Here is a 21852-nt window from a genome sequence, read left to right on the forward strand (position 1 = left end):
GACATGAGCCGCGCAGCACTGCTCGTCCTCGCGGACGGCCGCTTCCCCGCCGGAGGGCACGCACACTCCGGCGGGGCGGAGGCCGCCGTCCGGGCGGGACGCATCACCGACGCCGCGAGCCTGGAGGCGTTCTGCCGGGGACGGCTGCACACGAGCGGAGCCGTCGCCGCGTCCGTCGCGGCGGCCTCGGCCCTCGGCGTCGACTGTGGCGCACTCGACCGGGCCGCCGACGCCCGCACCCCGTCGCCCGCCCTGCGGGTGACGGCACGCAGACTGGGGCGGCAGCTGACGCGGGCCGCCCGGACGACCTGGCCGAGCCCTGAACTCGACGCCCTGGCACTCCTGTTCCCCAAGGGCGCCCATCAGCCCGTCGTGCTGGGGCTGGCCGCACGCGCGGCCGGACTCGGGGCGCTCGACGCGGCGTACTGCTCCCTCTACGAGGGGATGAGCGGACCCGCGACGGCCGTCGTGCGGCTGCTCGGTCTCGATCCGTTCGACGCCACGGGGGTGCTGGCGCGGCTCGCGGAGGAAGTGGACCGGGTCGCCCAGGACGCCGTGGAGGTGGCGGAGCGGGTGGTGACCGACGGGGTCGGCGTACTGCCCGCCAGGTCCGCACCCCTGCTCGAGATCGGGGCCGAGGTGCATGCCGGATGGCCGGTCCGGCTGTTCGCCTCGTAGCCGATCAGCCCCCGCCGCCCCCTCCCGACCTCCACCCCGGGGCTCCGCCCCTGCGGCCCCGCCGTGGGGCACCGCCCTCTGACCCCTCTTTCCGCCCGGACGGTCTCGTCCTCGAACGCCGGACGGGCTGGGAGGCCGATCCCACCTTCGACAGGAGCCGTTGCATGCATCTCGACCCTCACCACGCACTGTCCACCGCGGTCTCCGCGGACGCCCGTCGGCCCGACGGGACGCGACGGGCCCTGCGGATCGGGCTCGGTGGTCCCGTCGGGTCCGGCAAGACCGCCACCGTCGCCGCGCTGTGCCGGACGCTGCGCAAGGAGTTGTCCCTCGCCGTGGTGACCAACGACATCTACACCCGGGAGGACGCCGAGTTCCTGCTCAGGGAGGCGGTGCTGCCACCCGAGCAGATCAGCGCCGTGGAGACCGGTGCCTGCCCGCACACCGCTATCCGGGACGACATCTCCGCCAACCTGGAGGCCGTCGAGGACCTGGAGGAGGAGGCCGGACCGCTCGACCTGATCCTCGTGGAGTCCGGTGGGGACAATCTCACCGCCACCTTCTCCAGGGGACTCGTCGACGCGCAGGTGTTCGTGATCGACGTGGCCGGCGGCGACGACATCCCGCGCAAGGGCGGGCCCGGCGTCGCCACCGCCGACCTGCTGATCGTCAACAAGACCGACCTCGCCCCGTACGTCGGCTCCGACCTCGCGCGGATGGCCGCCGACGCCAAGGCGCAGCGCGGTGAACTGCCCGTCGTCCTCCAGTCGTTGCGGAGCGAGGACGGGGCCCGGGAGGTCGCCGACTGGGTGCGGGCGCGGATCGCCGCGTGGACCGCGTGACCACTGCCCCGGGCGGCGTCCGGGCGAGCGCCCGCATCCTCGCCCGCGGCGACGGGCGCGGCGGTACCGCCTTGCCGGTGCTGGAGGGTGAGGGCCCCCTCGCCGTGCGCCGGACCCGGGGCAGCGGTGCCGAGGCCCGGGTGATGCTGGTCGGCGCCATGAGCGGGCCGCTCGGCGGCGATCACTTCACGGTGGCGGCCGAGGCGGTGAAGGGCGCCCGGCTGCGGATCGGTTCGGCCGCCGCCACGCTCGCGCTGCCGGGGCAGGTCAAGGCCGGGGCCCGATACGACGTCCGGCTCACCGTCGGCGACGGTGCCGAACTGCGCTGGCTCCCCGAGCAGCTGATCTCGGCGGACGGCAGCGATCTGAGCGTCGCCACGCGCGTCGACCTCGCCGCCGGGGCCCGGCTGCTGTTGCGCGAGGAGCAGGTGCTCGGGCGGGCCGGTGAGGAACCGGGACGGCTCACCAGCCGTCTGACCGTGCGGAGCGACGGGGGGTGCGTCCTCGACCAGGAGCTGGCCTGCGGGCCGGGCGCCCCGGGCGGCTGGGACGGGCCGGCCGGACTGGCGGGGCACCGCGCCGTCGGCCAGGTGCTCGTCGTACGGCCGGAGTTCGCCGCCGAGCCGCCGGTGGCGCGCACGTTCGAGGAGGGCGCGGCCGTCATGCCGCTCGCCGGGCCCGCCGCGCTGGTGACCGCCGTGGCGCCGGACGCGCTGCGGCTTCGGCGGCTGCTGAAGGGAGCACTGGCCTCGCTGGGCTGAGGTCCCCGCCGGAGCTTCCGCCGACCGAACGCCTTTCTCCGTTTATCGGATTGGCAAAGAAGTAGCACTGGCTCTGTTCTCGGTGAACCCACAGCCGCGAGGATCCCCGTACTTGTCGCGAACACGTACGGGGAGGGCCTCTTGAGGAAGAGCAGCATGCGGCGGAGGGCGACGGCGTTCGGCTCGGCCGGAGCGCTGGTCACCGCCACGCTGATAGCCGGGGCCGTCTCGGCCCCCGCCGCGAGCGCCACCCCGGCCGCCGGCCGCGGGCACGCACACGGCTGGGACCGGGAAGCGCGCGGTGCCGCCATCGCCGCCGCCCGCGCCCGGAAGGCCGGTGTCGACTGGCAGGACTGCGCCACCGACTGGAACCTGCCGAAGCCCATCCAGTGCGGTTATGTCACGGTGCCGCTCGACTACGCCAAGCCGTTCGGCAAGCAGATCGAGCTCGCCGTCGACCGCATCGGCAACACCGGCGGCAGGAGCGAGCGCCAGGGCGCGCTCATCTACAACCCCGGCGGTCCCGGCGGTTCCGGCCTGCGCTTCCCGGCCCGCGTCACCGGCAAGAGCGCGGTGTGGGCGAACGCCGCCGAGGCATACGACTTCGTCGGCTTCGATCCGCGCGGCGTCGGCCACTCCGCGCCCATCTCCTGCGTCGACCCCCAGGAGTTCGTCAAGGCGCCCAAGGCCGACCCCGTGCCCGGCTCGGAGGCCGACAAGCGCGCCCAGCGCAAGCTCGCCCGCGAGTACGCCGAGGGCTGCTACGAGCGCAGCGGCGAGATGCTGCCGCACATGACCACGCCGAACACCGCGCGCGACCTCGACGTCATCCGCGCCGCACTCGGCGAGAAGAAGCTCAACTACCTCGGCGTCTCCTACGGCACCTACCTCGGTGCGGTCTACGGCACCCTCTTCCCGGGCCATGTCCGCCGCATGGTCGTCGACAGCGTCGTCAACCCGTCCCGCGACAAGATCTGGTACCAGGCCAACCTCGACCAGGACGTCGCCTTCGAGGGCCGCTGGAAGGACTGGCAGGACTGGGTCGCCGAGAACGACGCGGCCTACCACCTCGGCGACACCCGGGCCGAGGTCCAGGAGCAGTGGCTCGAACTGCGCGCCAGGGCCGCGAATGAGCCGCTGGGCGGCGTCGTCGGACCCGCCGAGCTGATCTCCTTCTTCCAGAGCGCTCCGTACTACGACTCCGCCTGGGCGCCCATCGCGACGGTCTTCAGCAAGTACGTCGCCGGTGACACCCAGGCCCTCGTCGACGCCGCCGCACCCGACCCGTCCGACACCGCGGGCAACGCCTCCGCGGAGAACGGCAACGCCGTATACACCGCCGTCGAGTGCACCGACGCCAAGTGGCCCGCGAACTGGCGTACCTGGGACCGGGACAACACCCGGCTCCACCGCGACCACCCGTTCATGACCTGGGCCAACGCCTGGATGAACCTGCCGTGCGCCACCTGGCCGGTCAAGCAGCAGACCCCGCTGAACGTCAGGACCGGCAAGGGACTTCCGCCCGTGCTGATCGTCCAGTCCGAGCGGGACGCGGCCACCCCGTACGGGGGCGCCGTCGAACTGCACCAGCGGTTCAAGGGCTCGCGCCTGATCACCGAGCGGGACGCCGGTTCGCACGGCGTCACCGGACTGGTCAACCCGTGCGTCAACGACCGGGTGGACACCTACCTGCTCACCGGCAAGGTGGACACCCGCGACCTGACCTGCGCGCCGCACGCCACCCCCAAGCCGTAGCCCGGCCCCGGTGGGAAGGGGGCGGCCGGTCGGACCGGCCGCCCCCTTCCTCGTCGTCCTCAGCCCTGCCGCGTCGCGGCCCAGGCGTCCTCCGCCGCGTAGTCGAAGAGGTCGCCGTACGCCTGGAACATCTCCGGGTACGCCTCCCGCCAGTCCCGTCCCGCCAGCCGCTCCTCGATGAAGGCCACCGTCTCCGGCAGGGTGTCGGCGTAGCGGACCACCGGGCGATAGCCCAGCCGGCTCTCCGCCGCGCTCATGTCGCACACCACCGGCGCCGGCACGGACCACGGGGTGGCGCCCACGTCGCCCACCGGGGGCGGGCCGTCCACCAGCACGTCCCGGGACTCCACGCCCATCACCGCGTCGATCGCCGCCGCGATCTCCGCCACCGTCGGGGCGTCCGGATCCACCGCGTTCAGGACGCGGGTGCCCGGACGCGGGGCGGCCAGCCGGATCAGCTCGGCGATGTTGCGCACGCTCGCCGGGTGGAAGCGGCTCGCGCCCCCGTACGCGAGCACGCGCCGGCGCCTGCCGTCGAGGTTGCGTTTGACGAAGTACAGCTCGCGCGGCGTCCGGCAGTACGGGCCGTGGACCGCGCCCGCCCGCAGCAGAGTCACCGGCAACCGGTCTCCAGCGGCGAGCAGTTCACGTTCCAGCGCCGCCTTGCCCGTGCTGTACGAACCGTCGCCGGGGCGGATCGTGCGCTGGGCCTCCGTGACCGGCACCGGGTACTCGGGGAAGCCGTCGGGCTCGGTCTGCGTGTCGAAGTTGCGGCCCTTGTCGTCCTCGTAGACCGACAGACTGGAGATCACCACAGCCGATCCGACCCGCCCCGCGAGTGAGACCAACTGGCGTGCGTCCCGCTCCCCGTAGGCCACCATGTCCACCAGGACGTCACAGCCCTCGCCCACCGCCGCCGACAGCGCCGCGTCGTCCTCCCGGTCGGCCCGTGCCACCCTCACGTCCCGCGGCCACCGCGTGTCCCGCTCGCCGCCCCGCGAGACGGCCGTCACCTCCCAGCCGTCCCCGGCCAGCGCGCCGACCGCCGCCCGTCCGATCTGTCCCGTCGCCCCGATCACCACTGCACGTGTCATACGGCGACCGTAGGCGGGCCGGTGCCGCCCGGCACGCCCCTCTGCCGACGGCAGAGGAGGGAACCCCGAGTCCCCTCAACGGTGCGGCCGCCGGGGGAACCTCCGCCCCTGTGCCGCCTTCCGCGCCTCCTCGGCCTTCACGTCCGCCGCGTACCGGTCGACGTACTCCTGTCCGGACAGGGCGAGGATCGCGTAGACGATCTCGTCGGTGACGGCGCGCAGCACGGCCTTCTCGCCTTCCATGCCCGCGTAGCGCGAGAAGTCGAGGGGCTCGCCGAAGCGGATCACCACGGGGTGCAGCTTGGGGATCTTCCGGCCGGGCGGCTGCGCCTCGAAGGTGCCGATCATCGCGCAGGGCACGACCGGCACCCCGGCCCGGAGTGCCATCACCGCGACGCCGACCTTGCCCTTGTAGAGCCGGCCGTCGTGCGAGCGGGTGCCCTCCGGGTAGATGCCGAGCAACTCGCCCCGGCCCAGCACGCCGAGTCCCTCGCGGATCGCGGCCTGCCCCGCCTCCTTGCCGGAGCGGTCGACCGGGATCTGTCCCGCGCTGCGGAAGAAGAACGCGGTCAGCCTGCCCCTGAGACCCGGCCCGGTGAAGTACTCGGCCTTGGCGAGGAAGGTGATGCGGCGTCTGAGCACCGCGGGCATCAGGAAGTGGTCCGAGAACGAGAGGTGGTTGCCCGCGACGATGGCCGCCCCCGACCCCGGCACATGGTCCAGGCCCTCGATCCGGGGGCGGAAGACGACCCTCAGCAGCGGGCCCAGCAGTACGTACTTGAGCACGTAGTAGAACACGGTGTGTCTCCCAGTTCTCCGGGCTGTCGACCGGTCGTCCGCGTCCGGTGATCGATCGTAGCCCGGTCCCGCCGGAACCGGCCCGGGACGGTTCGGCCGCTCTTCGGCCGACTCGATCGACGCGGCGGGCCCCTCCTCCGTCGTGTCCGGCAGCCGAAGGCGCGAAGCCCGGGCCCGTGCACGGCCCGGGGCGGGGGCGCGACCGGGGGAGGGCGGATGTCCGGTGGATCGGCACGGGCGGCCGGGGCGTCGTGGGCGTCGGGCGCCTGCCCGGGCCGGGAGCCGCCGAACGTCCCCGCCCTGTGGGGACGCGGCTGACGGACGTCCGGCAGACGGACGGGGCGGTGGGGTTCGCACGGAATCCCACCGCCCCACCACGTGGGCGCGAAGACCCGGCGTCAGAACTTCGGGGTCGGAGCCTGTGCCTCGACGATCTCCGCCGCCTCCTCCTCGCTCTGCACCGACGGCGGGGAGCCCGCGAGCGGCTTCCGGGCCGTCTCCTTCATGCAGGCCACGGCCACCACACCGACCAGCGCCGCCGCCATCGCGTAGTAGGCGGGCATCATCTCGGAGCCCGTCACGCTGATCAGCGCCGTGATCACCAGCGGGGTGGTACCGCCGAACAGGGACGCCGACAGGTTGTAGCCCACCGACAGGGACCCGTACCGGACGTTGGTCGGGAACATCGCCGGGAGCGCAGCCGACATCGTGCCCAGCAGACAGACCAGCGACAGACCGAGCATCAGCATGCCGCCCGAGACGGCGACCAGACTGCCGTCCCGCACGAGCAGAAAGGCCGGGGCGGACAGCACGAAGAACCCGATCATGCCGGTCATCAGGACGGGCTTGCGGCCGAAGTGGTCGGACAGCCGGCCGACCTGGTTGATGATCAGCATCAGCAGCACCATGGTCGCCACCAGGATCATGAGGCCGTGGCTCTCGCTGTAGTCCAGCTCGTCCGACAGATACGTCGGCATGTACGACAGCAGCATGTAGTCGGTGATGTTGTACGCGCCGACCAGCGCGATGCACAGCACCAGCGACCGCCAGTGCGTGCGGAAGATCCCGGCCAGGTCGCCCCGGGCGGTGGTCTCCACCGCGTCCGCCGCCTCCGAGATGTGGACGTTGGAGTCCTCCAGCTTCAGGAACGCGGGCGTGTCGTCCAGCTTCAGCCGCAGATAGATACCCACCATGCCGAGCGGCGCCGCCACGAGGAAGGGGATCCGCCAGCCCCACGCGTCCATCGTGCCGCTGCCCAGCGCCGCCGTGAGCGCGGTCACGAGGCTGGCGGCGCCCGTGTACCCGGCCAGCGTGCCCAGCTCCAGGAAGCTGCCGAAGAATCCGCGCCGCTTGTCGGGCGCGTACTCGGCGATGAAGGTGGACGCGCCACCGTACTCGCCGCCGGTGGAGAAGCCCTGGAGCAGACGGAACAGGATCAGCAGCAGCGGCGACCAGAAGCCGATCGAGTCGTAGCTGGGGATGAGCCCGATGGTGGCGGTGCCGATCGCCATGAGGATCATCGTCAGCGCCAGCACCTTCTTGCGGCCGATCCTGTCGCCCATCGGGCCGAAGACCATGCCGCCGATCGGACGCACCAGGAACGCCACGGCGAACGTGGCGAACGAGGACAGCAGCTGGACGGTGTCACTGCCGGACGGGAAGAACACGCGGCCGATGGTGCCCGCCAGATAGGCGTAGATGCCGAAGTCGAACCACTCCATGGCATTGCCGAGAGAGGCCGCCTTCACGGCTCGCTTGACCGCGGCCTCGTCCGTGACGGTGATGTCCGACCGGCGCAGCCGGGGGTTGCGCCGGCGCTTGATCGCCCGGAACAGAGCGGGATGGCGGCGTACCGCCGCCGCGTCGGTCTCTTGGCCGTTCTCGGTGGGGGACGTGGCGGCCTCCCTTTCCACGCGCGGACACTCCGGGCGGAGCGCTGCTCGGTCCTACGTCTCTCAGGTCGTACCCGTTCCCCCGATCATGCTGGGTATGGTCGTGACTTCGGTCATGTGGTTGGGCCGATGAGGTGAGCGGCCGGTGAGTACGCTTCGCCCATGCGTATCTCCGTATCCTCCGACATGGACGAACCCGTGGCCCGGCTCCTCGTCGAGGAACTGCGCGGACGCGGCCACGAGGTACTGGCGCACGGCGCGCTGAGCCCCGGGGCGGACCCGCGGTGGGCGGTGTGCTCGGAGCGGGCGGCGCGCGAGGTCGCCGCGGGCCGGGCCGACCAGGCCGTGGTGTGCTGCTGGACCGGCACCGGCGCGTCCATCGCCGCCAACAAGGTGCCGGGTGTCCGCGCGGCCCTGTGCGCCGACGCGTACACCGCGGACGGGGCCCGCCGCTGGAACGACGCCAACGTGCTCGCCCTCAGCCTTCGGCTGACGTCCGGGCCGCTGCTGCGGGAGATCCTCGACGCCTGGTTCGCGTCCGGGCCGGGCGAGGACGCCGGGGACCGCGACAACGTCGCGCACGTGGAGCGGCTCGACCGGGACCGAGCCGCTTCGTGATGTCCGGGTTACCGAGTCCCCGAGTCCGTGGATGTCCAGTTCGTGAGTCCCGACGGGCCCGCTCGGGGGGTAAGCACGTCAGGAGGTCAGGAGGTCAGGAGGCCAGGAGAGCGGCAGGTCAGTAGGTCAGGAGGTGAGCGGGTCAGCAGGTCAAAACCTCCTCCAGCGTCCCGAGGGCGCCCGCCAGCTCCTCACCCGTGACGGTCAGCGGCGGCGCCAGACGGATCGTGGAGCCGTGGGTGTCCTTGACGAGGACGCCCTCGCGCATCAGCCGCTCACCGACCTCGCGTCCGGTGCCCAGCGCCGGGTCCACGTCGACGCCCGCCCACAGTCCCCGCGCCCGGAAGCCGACGACTCCCTTGCCGACCAGGGCGGACAGGCCCTCGCGCAGCACCGCGCCCAGCTCGGCGGCCCGGCGCTGGAACGCGCCCGTCTCCAGCAGTTCCACCACCGCCGTGCCCACCGCGGCGGCCAGCGGATTGCCGCCGAACGTCGACCCGTGCTCGCCCGGGTGCAGCACACCCAGCACCTCACGCCTGCCGACCACCGCCGACACCGGGACGATGCCGCCGCCCAGCGCCTTGCCGAGCAGCACCACGTCCGGCACGACCGACTCGTGCTCGACGGCCAGGGTGTGCCCCGTGCGGCCGAGACCCGACTGGATCTCGTCCGCGATGAACAGGCAGTCCGCACGGCGGGTCAGTTCCCGCACGCCCGCCAGATAGCCGTCGTCCGGGATCAGCACGCCCGCCTCGCCCTGGATCGGCTCGATCAGCACGGCCGCCGTCGTCTCGTCGACCGCCGCCTCCATCGCCGCCAGGTCGTTGTACGGGACGATCCGGAAGCCGGGGGTGAAGGGGCCGAAGCCGGAGCGGGCCGTCTCGTCGGTGGAGAAGCCGACGATCGTCGTCGTGCGGCCGTGGAAGTTGTCCGCCGCGACCACGATCGTCGCCCGGTCGGCCGGGACGCCCTTGACGTCGTAGGCCCACTTGCGGGCCACCTTGATGCCGCTCTCCACCGCCTCCGCGCCGGTGTTCATCGGCAGCACCATGTCCGTGCCGGTCAGGGCGGCCAGCCGTTCGGCGAAGCCCGCGAGCCGGTCGTTGTGGAAGGCGCGCGAGGTGAGCGTCAGCCGGTCCAGCTGCCGGTGCGCGGCCTCGACCAGCGCCGGGTGGCGGTGACCGAAGTTGAGCGCCGAGTAGCCCGCCAGCATGTCCAGATAGCGGCGGCCCTCCACGTCCTCGACCCAGGCGCCCTCCGCACGGGCCACCACGACGGGCAGCGGATGGTAGTTGTGCGCGAGGACGCGCTCCTCCGCGCGGATCAGCTCCTCGGAGCCGCGGGTGCGGGCGGGTGCGGTCATGAGCGGGTCTCCCGGATCTCCTGGGTGCAGCACTTGATGCCGCCACCGGCCTTGTGGAACTCGGACAGGTCGACGGGGACGGGCACGTAGCCGAGACCGGCGAGCCGGTCGGCGAGTGCCCGGGCTTCGGGCGCGATGAACACGTGCCGTCCGTCGGACACGGAATTGAGCCCGAACGCCATCGCGTCCTCACGGGTGGCGATCACCGCGTCCGGGTAGAGCCGCTGCAGCACCTCACGGCTGCCGGGCGAGAACGCCCCGGGGTAGTAGGCGATGTTCGCGGCGGTCCCGCCGTCGCCGGCGCTGCCGCCCGATCCGTCGTCGAGCACGAACAGCGCCGTGTCCAGGTGGTAGAAGTACGGGTCCACCAGGGTCAGCGAGATCACCGGCACACCGAAGAACTCCTGGACCTCGCGGTGCGCCTCACGGGTGGTGCGGAACCCCGTGCCGGCCAGGATCCAGCGGCCGGCCCGGACCAGGTCGCCCTCGCCCTCGCAGACCGCCTCGGGATGGTGGACCTCGAAGCCCTCCGTCTTGAACCACGCCTCGAAGGGCACCGACTCGGGACGCCGCTCGGGCGCGTGGAAGAGGGAGCCGAAGACCCGGCCCTCGACCACGACCGCGCAGTTCGCGGCGAAGACCATGTCGGGCAGGCCGGGAACCGGCTCGACGGTGTCCACGGTGTGGCCGTGGGCACGGTAGGTGTCGACCAGTGCCCGCCACTGGTCGAGGGCGCGGATGACGTCGACGGGTCGGCCGGTGCTCATCCACGGGTTGATCGCGTACTGCACGGCGAAGTGTCTGGGTTCGCAGACCAGGAATCGCCGCCGGCGCGGCACACGGGACTCGGTCACAGAGGGGTACCTCCGCTTTTCACGGTGTGTGACGGGGTGCTGACACCACGGTAGGAAGTGACGCCCGAGCCCGACAAGCGACAAAAGCTGCGTGTTCCCGCAGGATCGCTGCGTTGTTCGCCTGGTCAGCGCACGTCTGCTGCGCCTTTCGGAGAGAGCAGGGCGGCTTCCGCGTCCGGACTGTCCGGGATCAGGTGGGACAGCACCATCACACTGATCGTCTTCCGGATGAACGGCTCCGCACGGATCCGCTCCAGCACCTCCTCGAAGTGCTCCACGTCCCGCGCCCGCACGTGCAGCAGCGCGTCCGCGCCGCCGGTCACCGTCATCGCCGCCGTGATCTCCGGGTAGCCGCGTACGACCTCCGCGAGCCGCCTGGGCGGCGCCGCCCCCTCGCAGTACACCTCCACGTACGCCTCCGTGCGCCACCCCAGCGCGGAGGGCCGCACCGTCGCGGTGAACCCGGTGATCACGTCGGTCTCGCGCAGCCGGTCCACCCGGCGCTTGACCGCCGTCGAGGACAGTCCGATCTCCGCGCCGATCTCGGCGAAGGACGTCCTGGCGTTCTCCATCAGGGCGGTGACGATCTTCCGGTCGAGTTCGTCGAACGAAGCGGGCCTGCTGTTCATGCGGGCACTGTATCCAGCGGATACGACCACGTCGCAGGCGTGTGCAGGGGCACGGATTGCTCCTACACTCCACGTTCATGCTGCGCGCCCTGGCTGTCGACGACGAACGCCCCACGCTCGAGGAACTCGTGTACCTGCTGAACGCCGATCCCCGCATCGGCACCGCGGAGGGCGCGAGCGACGCGACCGAGGCGCTGCGCCGCATCAACCGGGCCCTGGAGTCGGGCCCCGACGGACCGGACGCCATCGACGTCGTCTTCCTCGACATCCAGATGCCCGGCCTCGACGGACTGGACCTCGCCCGGCTCCTGACCGGGTTCGCCCGGCCGCCGCTGGTCGTGTTCGTCACCGCGCACGAGGACTTCGCGGTCCAGGCCTTCGACCTCGACGCCGTCGACTACGTGCTCAAGCCCGTCCGCAGGGAGCGGCTGGCCGAGGCCGTCCGCCGCGCCGTCGAGCAGCGCGGCACCGCGGCCGCCACCTCCGCCGCCGCGCGCATACCCGTGCACGAGCCCGACCCCGACCACATCCCCGTGGAGCTCGGCGGCGTCACCCGCTTCGTTCCCGTCGACGACATCACCCACGTCGAGGCCCGGGGCGACTACGCCCGGCTGCACACCGACCGGGGCAGCCACCTCGTCCGCATCCCGCTGTCCACCCTGGAGGAGCGCTGGCGCGCCCGCGGCTTCGTCCGCATCCACCGCCGCCACCTCGTCGCCCTGCGTCACATCGGCGAACTCCGGCTCGACGCGGGTACCGTCAGCGTCCTGGTCGGCACCGAGGAGCTCCAGGTCAGCAGGCGCCACGCCCGCGAACTGCGGGACCTGCTCATGCGGAGGCCGTGAGCCGTGCCCCAGGACCCCACCGAACGCCGCGTCACCGTCACCGGCCCGCCCAGGCGCACCCGCCGGGCGTCCGGCTACTACCGCCCGCGCACCGAGATCGACGAGCAGACCACCCTCGGCCACACCTACGTCCGCTCCCTGATGCGCAGCCAGCTGCGCGCCGGTCTCGCCGCCTGCGCGGTCCTCGGCCTCCTCGTCGCCCCGCTGCCGCTGCTGTTCGCCGCGATGCCCGGCGCGCGCCACCTGGAGTGGGCCGTCCTCGGTTTCGGCCTGTACGCCCCGCTGGTCCTCCTGGCCCGCTGGTACGTGCGCCGGGCCGAACGCAACGAACGCGACTTCGTGCGCCTGGTCGAGGACCGATGACCTTGCCCTACAGGGCCGTGAAGGCGTCGAGGGCGCTGCCGGTGCTGCCGGTGTCGGAGGCGCCGTGAACTCCAGCTACGCCATATCCGCCGTCGCCCTCGTCGTCGTGGCGACCGTCCTCGTCGGCGCCTTCGGCCTGCGCATCTCCCGCACCACCTCCGACTTCTACGTCGCCTCCCGCACCGTCGGCCCCCGTCTCAACGCCGCCGCCATCAGCGGCGAGTACCTCTCCGCCGCCTCCTTCCTGGGCATCGCCGGACTGGTCCTCGTCCAGGGCCCCGACATGCTCTGGTACCCGGTCGGCTACACCGCCGGCTATCTGGTCCTGCTGCTCTTCGTCGCCGCCCCGCTGCGCCGCTCCGGTGCCTACACGCTGCCCGACTTCGCCGAGGCGCGGCTCGCCTCCCAGGGAGTACGGCGACTCGCCGGTGCCTTCGTCGTCGGCGTCGGCTGGCTGTACCTGCTGCCCCAGCTCCAGGGCGCCGGACTGACCCTGACCGTCCTCGGCGGGGCGCCCGACTGGCTGGGCGGGGTGATCGTCGCCGTCGTCGTCACCGCCATCGTCGCCGCCGGCGGCATGCGCAGCATCACCTTCGTCCAGGCCTTCCAGTACTGGCTGAAACTCACCGCCCTCCTCGTCCCCGCCCTCTTCCTGGTGCTGGCCTGGCAGGGCGACGGCGCCCCCGGCCGCCCCTTCGAGGAACCCGCCACCTTCCGCGAACAGCGCTCCGTCCGGGTCGACGACAGCCTCACCCTCAAGATCGAGGAGCCGCTGACGGTCACCGTGGACGGCACCGTGGACGGCCGCGCCCATGACGGCACCCGGATCGGCCTGCCTGCCGGACCCCACCACATCGAGGCCGGCACCCGCCTCACCTTCGCCGCCGGCAGCCCGGTCCCGGCCGCCGGGCGCGGCGCCGACGACGCCCTGTCGCCGTCCAGGGCCGAGAGCCGCACGGAACGCCCGCTGTACGCCACCTACGGTCTGATCCTGGCCACCTTCCTGGGCACCATGGGCCTGCCGCACGTCGTGGTCCGCTTCTACACCAGCCCGACCGGTGTCGCCGCCCGCCGCACCACCGTCGCCGTGCTCGCCCTGATCGGCGCCTTCTACCTGCTGCCGCCCCTCTACGGCGCCCTCGGCCGCCTCTACGCCCCCGAGCTGACCCTCACCGGCGACGCCGACGCAGCGGTCCTGCTGCTGCCCGACCGGGTGATCGGGGGAGTGGGCGGCGACCTGCTCGGGGCGCTGGTCGCGGGCGGGGCCTTCGCCGCGTTCCTGTCCACCGCGTCGGGACTGACCATGGCCGTCGCGGGCGTCCTCACCCAGGACGTGCTGCCGTCCCGCGCCGTGCCGCACTTCCGGCTCGGCACCCTGCTCGCCATGGCCGTGCCCCTGGCGGCGAGCGCGCCGGTCGGCGGGCTGCCGGTCGCCGACGCCGTCGGCCTCGCGTTCGCCGTCTCCGCCTCCTCCTTCTGCCCGCTGCTCGTCCTCGGCATCTGGTGGCGGCGGCTGACCCCGCCCGGTGCGGCGGCCGGAATGCTGGTGGGCGGCGGCTCCGCCCTGCTCGCCGTCGCCGCGACCATGGGCGGCTTCCCGGGCGGCGGCGGGGCGCTGCACGCGTTGCTGGCCTGGCCCGCCCTGTGGTCGGTACCGCTCGGCTTCCTCACCATGGTCCTGGTCTCCCTGGCCACCCCGGGCCGGGTACCGGCCGGGACGGCGGCGATCCTGGCCCGCTTCCACCTGCCGGAGGAGCTGGGGACGGAGGAACTGCGCGCGGACGAGCGGCCGGCCGGCGATCCGGCGGGCCGCGATCCGAGGGCGGGCGAGCCGCAGGGGGACGACTCCGGGGCAGACGGGCCTCGGGCAGCCGGCCCGCGCGAGGAGGCGACGCGGTGAGCGGCTCGATGGGCGGCTTCCTGGCAGGCCTGGCCGTCGCCGTGCTCCCCCTGCTGGCCGCCGGCTTCTGGCTGGGCCGGCGCACGGCCCGTCCGCAGCACCTCGGCGGCCTGGGCACCCCCGTCGAGCACGCCACCTTCCAGACGCTGCACACCGCCTCCCTCGCCACGCCCCCGCTGCGGGCTGGCCTGACCGAGGAGACCGCGGGCAAGTCGGCCCGCAAGCTGCGCTCCCTGCTGGGCACGGACGCGCTGTGCCTGACCGACCTCAAGGAGGTGCTGGTCTGGGACGGCGTGGGCACCCACCACCGCACCGAGATCATGGAACGCCTCGCGGGGCCGCTGGAGACCGGCCGCGGCGAGGCGTTCCGGCTCACCTGCGACACCCCGGACTGCACGGTGCGCTGGGCGGTCGTCGCCCCGCTCACCGTCGACGACCGGGTGCACGGCGCCCTCGTCGCCTGCGCGCCCCGCGAGTCCGCCGTCCTGGTCCGGGCGGCCGGTGAGGTGGCCCGCTGGGTCTCCGTCCAGCTGGAGCTGGCCGACCTCGACCAGTCCCGCACCCGGCTCATCGAGGCCGAGATCAAGGCGCTGCGGGCCCAGATCTCCCCGCACTTCATCTTCAACTCGCTCGCGGTGATCGCGTCCTTCGTGCGCACCGACCCCGAGCGCGCCCGCGAGCTGCTCCTGGAGTTCGCCGACTTCACCCGCTACTCGTTCCGCAGGCACGGCGACTTCACCACCCTCGCCGACGAGCTGCACGCCATCGACCACTACCTGGCCCTGGTGCGGGCCCGCTTCGGCGACCGCCTCGCCGTGACCCTCCAGGTCGCCCCCGAGGTGCTGCCGGTCGCGCTGCCCTTCCTCTGCCTCCAGCCGCTCGTCGAGAACGCCGTCAAGCACGGCCTGGAGGGCAAGGCCGACCGGTGCCGCATCCAGATCACCGCCCAGGACGCGGGCGCCGAGGCCCTGGTCGTCATCGAGGACGACGGCGCCGGCATGGATCCGGGCCTGCTGCGGCGCATCCTGGCCCGCGAGGTCAGCCCGTCGGGCGGCATCGGGCTGTCCAACGTCGACGACCGCCTCCGCCAGGTCTACGGGGACGACCACGGCCTCGTCATCGAGACGGCCGTCGGCGCGGGCATGAAGATCACGGTCCGGCTGCCGAAATACCAGCCGGGCGTGCACTCGGCGGGCCGACTCGGCCGCGAGTGAGCCGGCGGGCGTCCCGTGTGGGTCTCAGGCGCTGCGGGTGGCCACCAGTCCCAGGGTGATCAGGCCCAGCACGACCCAGCCGAACCACAGCCAGCCGTTGCTCCCGAGCGCCACCGTGTAGGCCGTCACCGCGACCAGGCCGCCGATGGTGAGCGCCCCCATCGTCTTCGTCGAACTGTCCGTGGTACCGGGCATCGCAACACCCTCCTCGTGGTCCGCTCCTCCCCATGGTGCCCCGGTTCTGCTCCCATGGGGATGCGGACGACGAGATGTGGACCGGATCCGCTCCGGTTCCGGTCAGCCGCCGCGGGTGTGCAGCGAGGCCAGGTAGGCGTTGTAAGCGGCGAGTTCCTTGTCGCCGTCGCGGTCGGCGGCCCGGTCGCTGCGGCGGGCCTGCCGCTCCTCCGAGGCATACCACTGGAACAGCAGCGCGAGCAGCACCAGCACGGACGGGACCTCGCTGAACGCCCAGGCGATGCCACCGGCCGCGTTCTGGTCGGAGAGCGCGTCGATGCCGAGCGAGGCGGAGGGGTTCTTGAAGGTCTCGACCATCGGAGAGGAGGCCATCATCAGGGCGATGCCGAAGAACGCGTGGAACGGCATGCCCGCGAACAGCTCCAGCATCCGCATCAGGTAACCCGGCCGGTGCGGGCCGGGATCCACCCCCATGATCGGCCAGAAGAACACCACACCGACGGCCAGGAAGTGCACCATCATCGCGATGTGCCCGGCCGGGGAGCCCATCAGGGCGTCGAAGAGGGGGGTGAAGTACAGCCCGTACAGACTCGCGATGAACAGCGGAATGGTGAACGCGGGGTGGGTGATGATCCGCATGTACCGGCTGTGCAGCAGCATCAGCAGCAGCTCGCGGGGGCCCTTGCGGCCCCGGCCCGCCGGGGGCAGCGCGCGCAGGGCCAGCGTGATCGGGGCGCCGAGGAGCAGGAGGATCGGCGACACCATGCTGATCACCATGTGCTGGACCATGTGCACGCTGAACATGACCATGCCGTAGTCGTTCAGCCTGGTGCACATCATCAGGGCGATGCTCAGCACACCGGCGAGGAAGGACACGGTCCGGCCGGCCGGCCACTTGTCACCGCGCCGGGTGAGCCGGACGACGCCCCAGCCGTACAGCGCCAGACCCAGGAGGCAGGCGACCAGGAAGAAGGGATCCGTCGACCAGGCCAGGCCCCGCCCCAGCGTGAACGGCGGCAGATCCATCGTCATGCCGTGCCCGCTGTGATCCATCCGCCGGCTCCTGTTTCGTGCGGGTTGAGCGCGATTGAGCGCCGTCTGTCCGAAGCAAGACTAGAACCGCCCCCGGCCACACCGGTGACCGGGGGCGGCGAACGCGCCGTGGAGGCGCGTAGAGCCGTATCGGTGTGCGGCTTCCGCCCGCGTGGGCGCGAGCAGCCACGACGGTCGGCAGCCCGCGACGGACCAGTGGGCCGGTCGGACCGGACTCCCAGCGGCTCCGTGGCTCAGAGCACGCACTCCGCTTCCGCGTACCGCGCGTCCGGCACCGTCTTCAGCGATTCCACCGCGTCGGCGAGCGGCACCATCTCGATGTCCGTCCCGCGCAGGGCCGTCATCATCCCGAACTCCCCGCTGTGCACGGCCTCCACGGCGTGCCATCCGAACCGGGTGGCCAGCACCCGGTCGTACGCGGTCGGGGTGCCGCCGCGCTGGACGTGGCCGAGGATGACGGGGCGTGCTTCCTTGCCGAGCCGCTCCTCCAGCTCGATCGAGAGCTGGCGCGCGATCCCGGCGAAGCGCTCGTGGCCGTAGACGTCCTTGGCGCCCTCGTCGAAGTCCATGGTGCCGGACTTCGGCTTGGCACCCTCCGCGGCCACCACGATCGCGAACCGCTTGCCGGCCGAGAAACGCGCGCCGACCTTCGCCGTCAGCTCGTCGATGTCGAAGGGCCGCTCCGGGACGACGACGGCGTGCGCGCCGGCGGCCATGCCCGAGTGCAGGGCGATCCAGCCGGTGTGCCGGCCCATGACCTCGACGATCAGCACCCGCTGGTGGGACTCGGCGGTGGTCTTCAGCCGGTCCAGGGCCTCGGTGGCCACGGTCACGGCGGTGTCGAAGCCGAACGTCACGTCGGTGACCGCTATGTCGTTGTCGATCGTCTTGGGCACGCCCACGATCGGCAGGCCGTTGTCGGACAGCAGCCGGGCCGCCTTCAGCGTGCCCTCGCCGCCGATCGGGATGATCGCGTCGAGCCCGAGCTCCTCGACGTGCCCCCGCGCCCGTTCGACGCCGTCCCGCAGCTGCTCGGGACGGACCCGGGAAGAGCCCAGGATGGTGCCGCCGCGCGCGAGGATCCCGCCGACGGCGTCGAGGTCGAGCTTGAGGTAGTCGCACTCCAGGAGGCCCTTCCAGCCGTCCCGGAAACCGATGACCTCGTCGCCGTGGTCGACGACGGCACGGTGCACGACGGACCGGATGACGGCGTTCAGGCCGGGGCAGTCGCCGCCGGACGTGAGGACACCAATGCGCATAGCCGGAAATACCTTCTCAACGTGGCACGGGTCCGGACCGCGCTGTCCGGCTCGATCCCCGCCACCCTAGCGGCATCCGGGGGCGGGACCGAACCGTGCGTCCGCCTGCTGGACGCACCCGCTCACCTGTGCGGACGCGTCATCAGACGGGCCGCGCGAAAGCCACCGGACGGGCCGTCGCGCGGCTGGGCCCGCGCAGGCTGCCGCGCAGCGGGTGTCTACGCAGGCTGCTGCGCAGCCGCGATGCGCTCGTTGCGGAGCGCCTCGTACCAGCGGTCGTCGGTCGGCGGCAGCGCGTTCACGTCGAGGGCCAGCTTGAGCAGCAGGTCCGCGACCAGCGGGTTGCGCGCCAGCACGGGGCCGTGCATGTACGTGCCGAAGACCGTGTCGTTGTACGCGCCCTCGGTGCCGTCGCCCGTGCCGTTGCCGTTGCCGAAACGGACCTGGGCGAGCGGACGTGCTCCGGGCCCCAGGTGGGTGACGCCCTGGTGGTTCTCGAAGCCGGTCAGCGGGGGCAGGCCGAGGCGCGAGTCGATGTCGCCGAGCACGTCGCCGACGCACCGCGCGCCCTCGCCGCGGGTGGAGACCACGTCGAGCAGGCCGAGGCCCGGCTCGCGCTGGCCCAGGTCGTTGATGAACTCGTGGCCCAGGATCTGGTAGCCGGCGCAGACGGAGAAGACGATCGCGCCGTTCTCCACCGCCCGGTGCAGACCGCCGTCGCGGCGCAGCCGCTCGGCCGCGAGCCGCTGCGGCCGGTCCTCGCCGCCGCCGATGAGGTAGATGTCGCCGGAGGTCGGGATCGGCTGGTCGCTGCGCACGTCGAGCCGGGCCACGTCGAGGCCGCGCTGGTGGGCCCGGCGCTGCACGACGAGGGCGTTGCCCTGGTCGCCGTACGTGCTGAGGAGGTCCGGGTAGATCCAGACGATCCGCAGTTGGTTGTCGCTCACGAAAGTCCCCTGAAGTCTCGCGGTCAGTTGCCGACGCGGCGGCGCAGGTCCTGGAAGGCGGTGTAGTTCGCGATGACCTCGATGCGTCCCGGCGGGCACTGCTGCACCGCCTGGTCGAGGTCCTCGCACACCTGGAACTGCTGGTTCGCGACCTCCAGGCGCACCGCGAGGTCCAGCTTGCGGTCGCCGACCACGCAGATCGGGTGGCCGGTCAGCCGGGTGTAGTCCACGTCCCACAGCCAGGAGGTGTCGGTGCCGTCTGCGCCGCGCGCGTTCACCGAGAGGATCACCGGGGCCGGCGGCGGGTCGATCAGGGAGAAGGTCTCCAGCCAGCCCGCCGGATTCTTGGCGAGCAGCAGGCGCAGGTCACGGCCCTGGAACTGGACGACGTCGTAGCGTCCGGCGACCGCCTGCACCTGGTACATGCGCTCCAGCGCGACCTGCGGCGGCACTCCGAAGACGGCGGCGACGGCGGCGGAGGAGGCGGCGTTGGCCTTGTTGGCGCGGCCCGGCAGCTGGAGGTGGATCGGCCAGGCGGAGCCGTGCGGGTCCAGGACGTGGTCGCCGGACAGCGCCCAGCTCGGCGTCGGGCGCCGGAAGCCGCACTCGCCGCAGAACCAGTCGTCGCCGGGGCGCTGCATCACACCACCGCAGGACGGGCAGGACCAGGCGTCGTCCTTCCACATCTGCCCGGCGGCGACCCAGATCACGTTGGGGGAGGAGGACGCGGCCCACACCACCAGCGGGTCGTCGGCGTTGGCGACGATCACGGACTTCGAACCGGCCAGCCCCTCGCGCCAGTTCTCGGCGAGCATGCGGGTCTCGGCGGCGCGGTCCAGCTGGTCGCGGGAGAGGTTGAGCAGGGCGATGCACTTGGGGCCGGTGGCCTGGGCGACGCCGACGAGGTACTTCTCGTCGACCTCGATGACCCCGAACCGGGATTCCGCGCCGGCCGCGAGCGCCGAGGTGATGCCGGCCGGCATGTTGGCGCCGAGGGCGTTGGAGACGACCGGACCGGCCGCCTTGAGCGCCTCGGCGATCAGCCGGGTGGTGGTGGTCTTGCCGTTGGTCGCCGAGACCAGGGTCACGTCCAGGTGTCCGGCGAGCCGGGCGAGGAGGTCGGGGTCGAGTTTCAGCGCGACCCGGCCGCCGATCACCGAACCGCTGCCGCGCCCCGCGGCGCGAGATGCCGCCGCGACCGCCTTGCCCGCGGTCACGGCGATCTTGGCCCGCGGCGTGAGCGGGTCCGAGTTGCCTGCCATCAGTTCTCGATCCTCCTTGCCGTACGCGCCGCGCCTGAAGCCTGTGAAGCCTGACGGCCACGTGGTGTGGACCTCAGCCTATCGAGATCCATTCGCACTCCCGAATCGCGGCACCGGCCAACGGGGTCCGGCGGTGGGCGCCTGCCGCCGGGGGACAGCAGGGACCTTACTCTGGCCGCCATGCGACAAGGCCCCATCCCGGGCGCCCACGGGCGCGTCCGTCCCCTCAGCATCCTCGGCGACCCCGTCCTGCACGCCCCCTGCGGCGAGGTGACGGACTTCGGTCCGCAACTCGCGGCGCTCGTGGACGACTTGTTCGCGACCATGTACGCCGCGCACGGCGTGGGCCTGGCCGGGAGCCAGATCGGCGAGGCGGTCCGCGTCTTCGTGTACGACTGCCCGGACGACGGGGACGAGCGGCACCTCGGTCACGTGGTGAACCCCCGGCTGGTGGAGACCGGCGGGGTGGTGGTGCGCGGCCCGGAGGGCTGCCTGTCGCTGCCGGGCCTGGAGGCGGCGACCGAGCGGCACGACGAGGCGGTCGTGACGGGCTTCACGGCGACCGGGGAGCCCGTCACCGTACGGGGTACGGGGTTCTTCGCCCGGTGCCTCCAGCACGAGTGCGATCACCTGGAGGGGCGGGTCTACGCCGACCGTCTGTCCGGCCGGCGCCGTCGGAAGCTGATGCGCCAGGTCGCACGGGCGCCCTGGCACCGCTGAGGGGCTTCCGGCGACGGGGGCGGTGGCGCGCCGACGGTCAGCCGGCGACCGGCCCCGTCAGAAGCCCGGGCCGCCCGCCTTGTCGCCTGCCTCGGCGAGGCGGCCCCACAGCAGGTCGGCCAAGGTGCGGACCAATTCCTCCCGGGGGCAGGGGCGTTCGCCCAGCCACCAGTCTCCGGCGGCGTGCATCATGCCGACGATCCCGTGCCCCCAGACCCGGGCCAGCTGCTGGGTGCCCGGTCCCACGTCGAGGCGCTCCTCGATGACCTGGGCCAGTTCCTCGCCCATCCGGCGCAGCAGCGGCGCCGAGTGCCTGCCGACGTCGAAGCCCTGCTCGGCCTGGTCGCCCGGGGTGCCGGCGCCCTCCGCCGGATGCATCAGGAAGCGGTACACCTGCGGACGTGCCTCGATGGCCGCCAGATAGGTGTCCAGGGTGGACTCGACGCGTTGCCGCCGCTGCGCCGGGGCGTCCAGGGCGGCCCGCAGCGAGGAGAGGAGGGCGTCGGTGTGCCGCACGGCGAGCGCGGCGTAGAGTCCGCCCTTGTCGCCGAAGTGGCGGTAGAGGATCGGCTTGGTGATGCCCGCCTCGGCGGCGATGGCGTTCATCGAGGCGTGCGGACCGTCGCGCAGCACCACCCGGTCGGCGGCCTCGAGCAGCTCGCGCCGTCGGCGGTCGGCGGACCTCTGCTGGTCGGTCCGCTGTGTGGTGTCCATGTGCTCTCCCCACCCGTGCTGTTTCGGTGACGCCTGCGCAAACTAACACTCACAGGGCACCGGCCATCGAACGGGAGGGCGAGGGATGCCTCGGGA

Annotated in this window: 22 protein-coding genes; 10 read left to right on the top strand and 12 right to left on the bottom strand. The window is 72.6% G+C overall.

Annotated elements, in window-relative coordinates:
• Nucleotides 1-3 precede the first annotated feature (3 nt).
• From ACGFYH_RS19490 to ACGFYH_RS19505, 4 genes are all read left to right on the top strand, one after another.
• Nucleotides 4-678: an urease accessory protein UreF gene (locus ACGFYH_RS19490; RefSeq protein ID WP_393804367.1), complete on the top strand. Its 675-nt coding sequence runs from the start codon at nucleotides 4-6 to the stop codon at nucleotides 676-678.
• 164 nt (nucleotides 679-842) lie between these two features.
• On the top strand, nucleotides 843-1520 hold the full coding sequence (ureG, locus tag ACGFYH_RS19495) for an urease accessory protein UreG (protein WP_393804368.1): 678 nt from the start codon (nucleotides 843-845) through the stop codon (nucleotides 1518-1520).
• On the top strand, nucleotides 1517-2281 hold the full coding sequence (locus tag ACGFYH_RS19500) for an urease accessory protein UreD (RefSeq protein ID WP_393804369.1): 765 nt from the start codon (nucleotides 1517-1519) through the stop codon (nucleotides 2279-2281). Before ureG ends, ACGFYH_RS19500 begins: the two co-directional genes overlap by 4 nt.
• A 141-nt stretch (nucleotides 2282-2422) precedes the next feature.
• Complete coding sequence (locus ACGFYH_RS19505; RefSeq protein WP_393804370.1) at nucleotides 2423-4036, top strand: alpha/beta hydrolase; 1614 nt, start codon at nucleotides 2423-2425, stop codon at nucleotides 4034-4036.
• A 59-nt stretch (nucleotides 4037-4095) separates the two neighbouring features.
• On the opposite strand, the gene ACGFYH_RS19510 is transcribed toward ACGFYH_RS19505, so the two are convergent.
• The 3 genes from ACGFYH_RS19510 to proP all read right to left on the bottom strand — a co-directional run bounded on the left by ACGFYH_RS19510 (nucleotide 4096) and on the right by proP (nucleotide 7841).
• A complete protein-coding gene (locus tag ACGFYH_RS19510; protein WP_393804371.1) occupies nucleotides 4096-5130 on the bottom strand; it encodes an NAD-dependent epimerase/dehydratase family protein in 1035 nt (344 codons plus the stop codon).
• Between the two features lie 75 nt (nucleotides 5131-5205).
• Nucleotides 5206-5928 (bottom strand): lysophospholipid acyltransferase family protein, encoded by a 723-nt coding sequence (locus ACGFYH_RS19515; protein WP_393804372.1) that lies wholly within the window; start codon nucleotides 5926-5928, stop codon nucleotides 5206-5208.
• A gap of 398 nt (nucleotides 5929-6326) precedes the next feature.
• Nucleotides 6327-7841 (bottom strand): glycine betaine/L-proline transporter ProP, encoded by a 1515-nt coding sequence (gene proP, locus ACGFYH_RS19520; protein WP_393804373.1) that lies wholly within the window; start codon nucleotides 7839-7841, stop codon nucleotides 6327-6329.
• Nucleotides 7842-7982: 141 nt separating this feature from the next.
• Between proP and ACGFYH_RS19525 the strand changes: the two genes are divergently transcribed.
• A complete protein-coding gene (locus ACGFYH_RS19525) occupies nucleotides 7983-8438 on the top strand; it encodes an RpiB/LacA/LacB family sugar-phosphate isomerase (RefSeq protein WP_393804374.1) in 456 nt (151 codons plus the stop codon).
• A 142-nt stretch (nucleotides 8439-8580) separates the two neighbouring features.
• On the opposite strand, the gene rocD is transcribed toward ACGFYH_RS19525, so the two are convergent.
• The 3 genes from rocD to ACGFYH_RS19540 form a co-directional block, all read right to left on the bottom strand.
• Entirely contained in the window at nucleotides 8581-9801 is a 1221-nt protein-coding gene (gene rocD, locus ACGFYH_RS19530; protein ID WP_393804375.1) for an ornithine--oxo-acid transaminase, read from the bottom strand.
• The gene (gene ddaH / locus ACGFYH_RS19535; RefSeq protein ID WP_393804376.1) at nucleotides 9798-10655 is read right to left on the bottom strand and encodes a dimethylargininase; all 858 of its coding nucleotides are present in this window, start codon (nucleotides 10653-10655) and stop codon (nucleotides 9798-9800) included. Before ddaH ends, rocD begins: the two co-directional genes overlap by 4 nt.
• Nucleotides 10656-10780: 125 nt before the next feature.
• Nucleotides 10781-11284, bottom strand: a complete 504-nt coding sequence (locus ACGFYH_RS19540; RefSeq protein WP_393804377.1) for an Lrp/AsnC family transcriptional regulator — start codon at nucleotides 11282-11284, stop codon at nucleotides 10781-10783.
• A gap of 77 nt (nucleotides 11285-11361) precedes the next feature.
• Between ACGFYH_RS19540 and ACGFYH_RS19545 the strand changes: the two genes are divergently transcribed.
• The 4 genes from ACGFYH_RS19545 (at nucleotide 11362) to ACGFYH_RS19560 (ending at nucleotide 15606) form a co-directional block, all read left to right on the top strand.
• Nucleotides 11362-12129, top strand: coding sequence for a LytR/AlgR family response regulator transcription factor (locus tag ACGFYH_RS19545; RefSeq protein ID WP_393804378.1), 768 nt, complete (start codon nucleotides 11362-11364; stop codon nucleotides 12127-12129).
• 3 nt (nucleotides 12130-12132) lie between these two features.
• Nucleotides 12133-12492 carry a hypothetical protein gene (locus tag ACGFYH_RS19550; protein WP_393804379.1) on the top strand — a complete coding sequence of 120 codons (360 nt, stop codon included), beginning with the start codon at nucleotides 12133-12135 and terminating at the stop codon, nucleotides 12490-12492.
• 64 nt (nucleotides 12493-12556) lie between these two features.
• A complete protein-coding gene (locus ACGFYH_RS19555; RefSeq protein ID WP_393804380.1) occupies nucleotides 12557-14392 on the top strand; it encodes a cation acetate symporter in 1836 nt (611 codons plus the stop codon).
• 8 nt (nucleotides 14393-14400) lie between these two features.
• A complete protein-coding gene (locus ACGFYH_RS19560; protein WP_393804429.1) occupies nucleotides 14401-15606 on the top strand; it encodes a sensor histidine kinase in 1206 nt (401 codons plus the stop codon).
• A gap of 24 nt (nucleotides 15607-15630) precedes the next feature.
• Here ACGFYH_RS19560 and ACGFYH_RS19565 read toward each other — a convergent pair whose 3' ends face one another.
• From ACGFYH_RS19565 to ACGFYH_RS19585, 5 genes are all read right to left on the bottom strand, one after another.
• Entirely contained in the window at nucleotides 15631-15801 is a 171-nt protein-coding gene (locus ACGFYH_RS19565) for a hypothetical protein (RefSeq protein WP_393804381.1), read from the bottom strand.
• A gap of 102 nt (nucleotides 15802-15903) precedes the next feature.
• Nucleotides 15904-16854 (bottom strand): cytochrome c oxidase assembly protein, encoded by a 951-nt coding sequence (locus ACGFYH_RS19570; protein ID WP_393804382.1) that lies wholly within the window; start codon nucleotides 16852-16854, stop codon nucleotides 15904-15906.
• 233 nt (nucleotides 16855-17087) lie between these two features.
• Entirely contained in the window at nucleotides 17088-18113 is a 1026-nt protein-coding gene (locus tag ACGFYH_RS19575) for a 6-phosphofructokinase (protein ID WP_393804383.1), read from the bottom strand.
• A 218-nt stretch (nucleotides 18114-18331) separates the two neighbouring features.
• Entirely contained in the window at nucleotides 18332-19060 is a 729-nt protein-coding gene (locus ACGFYH_RS19580) for a type 1 glutamine amidotransferase (RefSeq protein ID WP_393804384.1), read from the bottom strand.
• Between the two features lie 23 nt (nucleotides 19061-19083).
• Entirely contained in the window at nucleotides 19084-20322 is a 1239-nt protein-coding gene (locus tag ACGFYH_RS19585; protein WP_393804385.1) for a MurT ligase domain-containing protein, read from the bottom strand.
• A gap of 180 nt (nucleotides 20323-20502) precedes the next feature.
• Here ACGFYH_RS19585 and def point away from each other — a divergent pair, with 180 nt between their 5' ends.
• Nucleotides 20503-21042, top strand: coding sequence for a peptide deformylase (gene def, locus ACGFYH_RS19590; RefSeq protein WP_393804386.1), 540 nt, complete (start codon nucleotides 20503-20505; stop codon nucleotides 21040-21042).
• 57 nt (nucleotides 21043-21099) lie between these two features.
• On the opposite strand, the gene ACGFYH_RS19595 is transcribed toward def, so the two are convergent.
• Nucleotides 21100-21756: a TetR family transcriptional regulator gene (locus ACGFYH_RS19595; RefSeq protein ID WP_393804387.1), complete on the bottom strand. Its 657-nt coding sequence runs from the start codon at nucleotides 21754-21756 to the stop codon at nucleotides 21100-21102.
• Between the last annotated feature and the right edge of the window lie 96 nt (nucleotides 21757-21852).

The sequence above is a fragment of the Streptomyces sp. NPDC048392 genome (assembly GCF_043200575.1).
Taxonomy (GTDB): domain Bacteria; phylum Actinomycetota; class Actinomycetes; order Streptomycetales; family Streptomycetaceae; genus Streptomyces.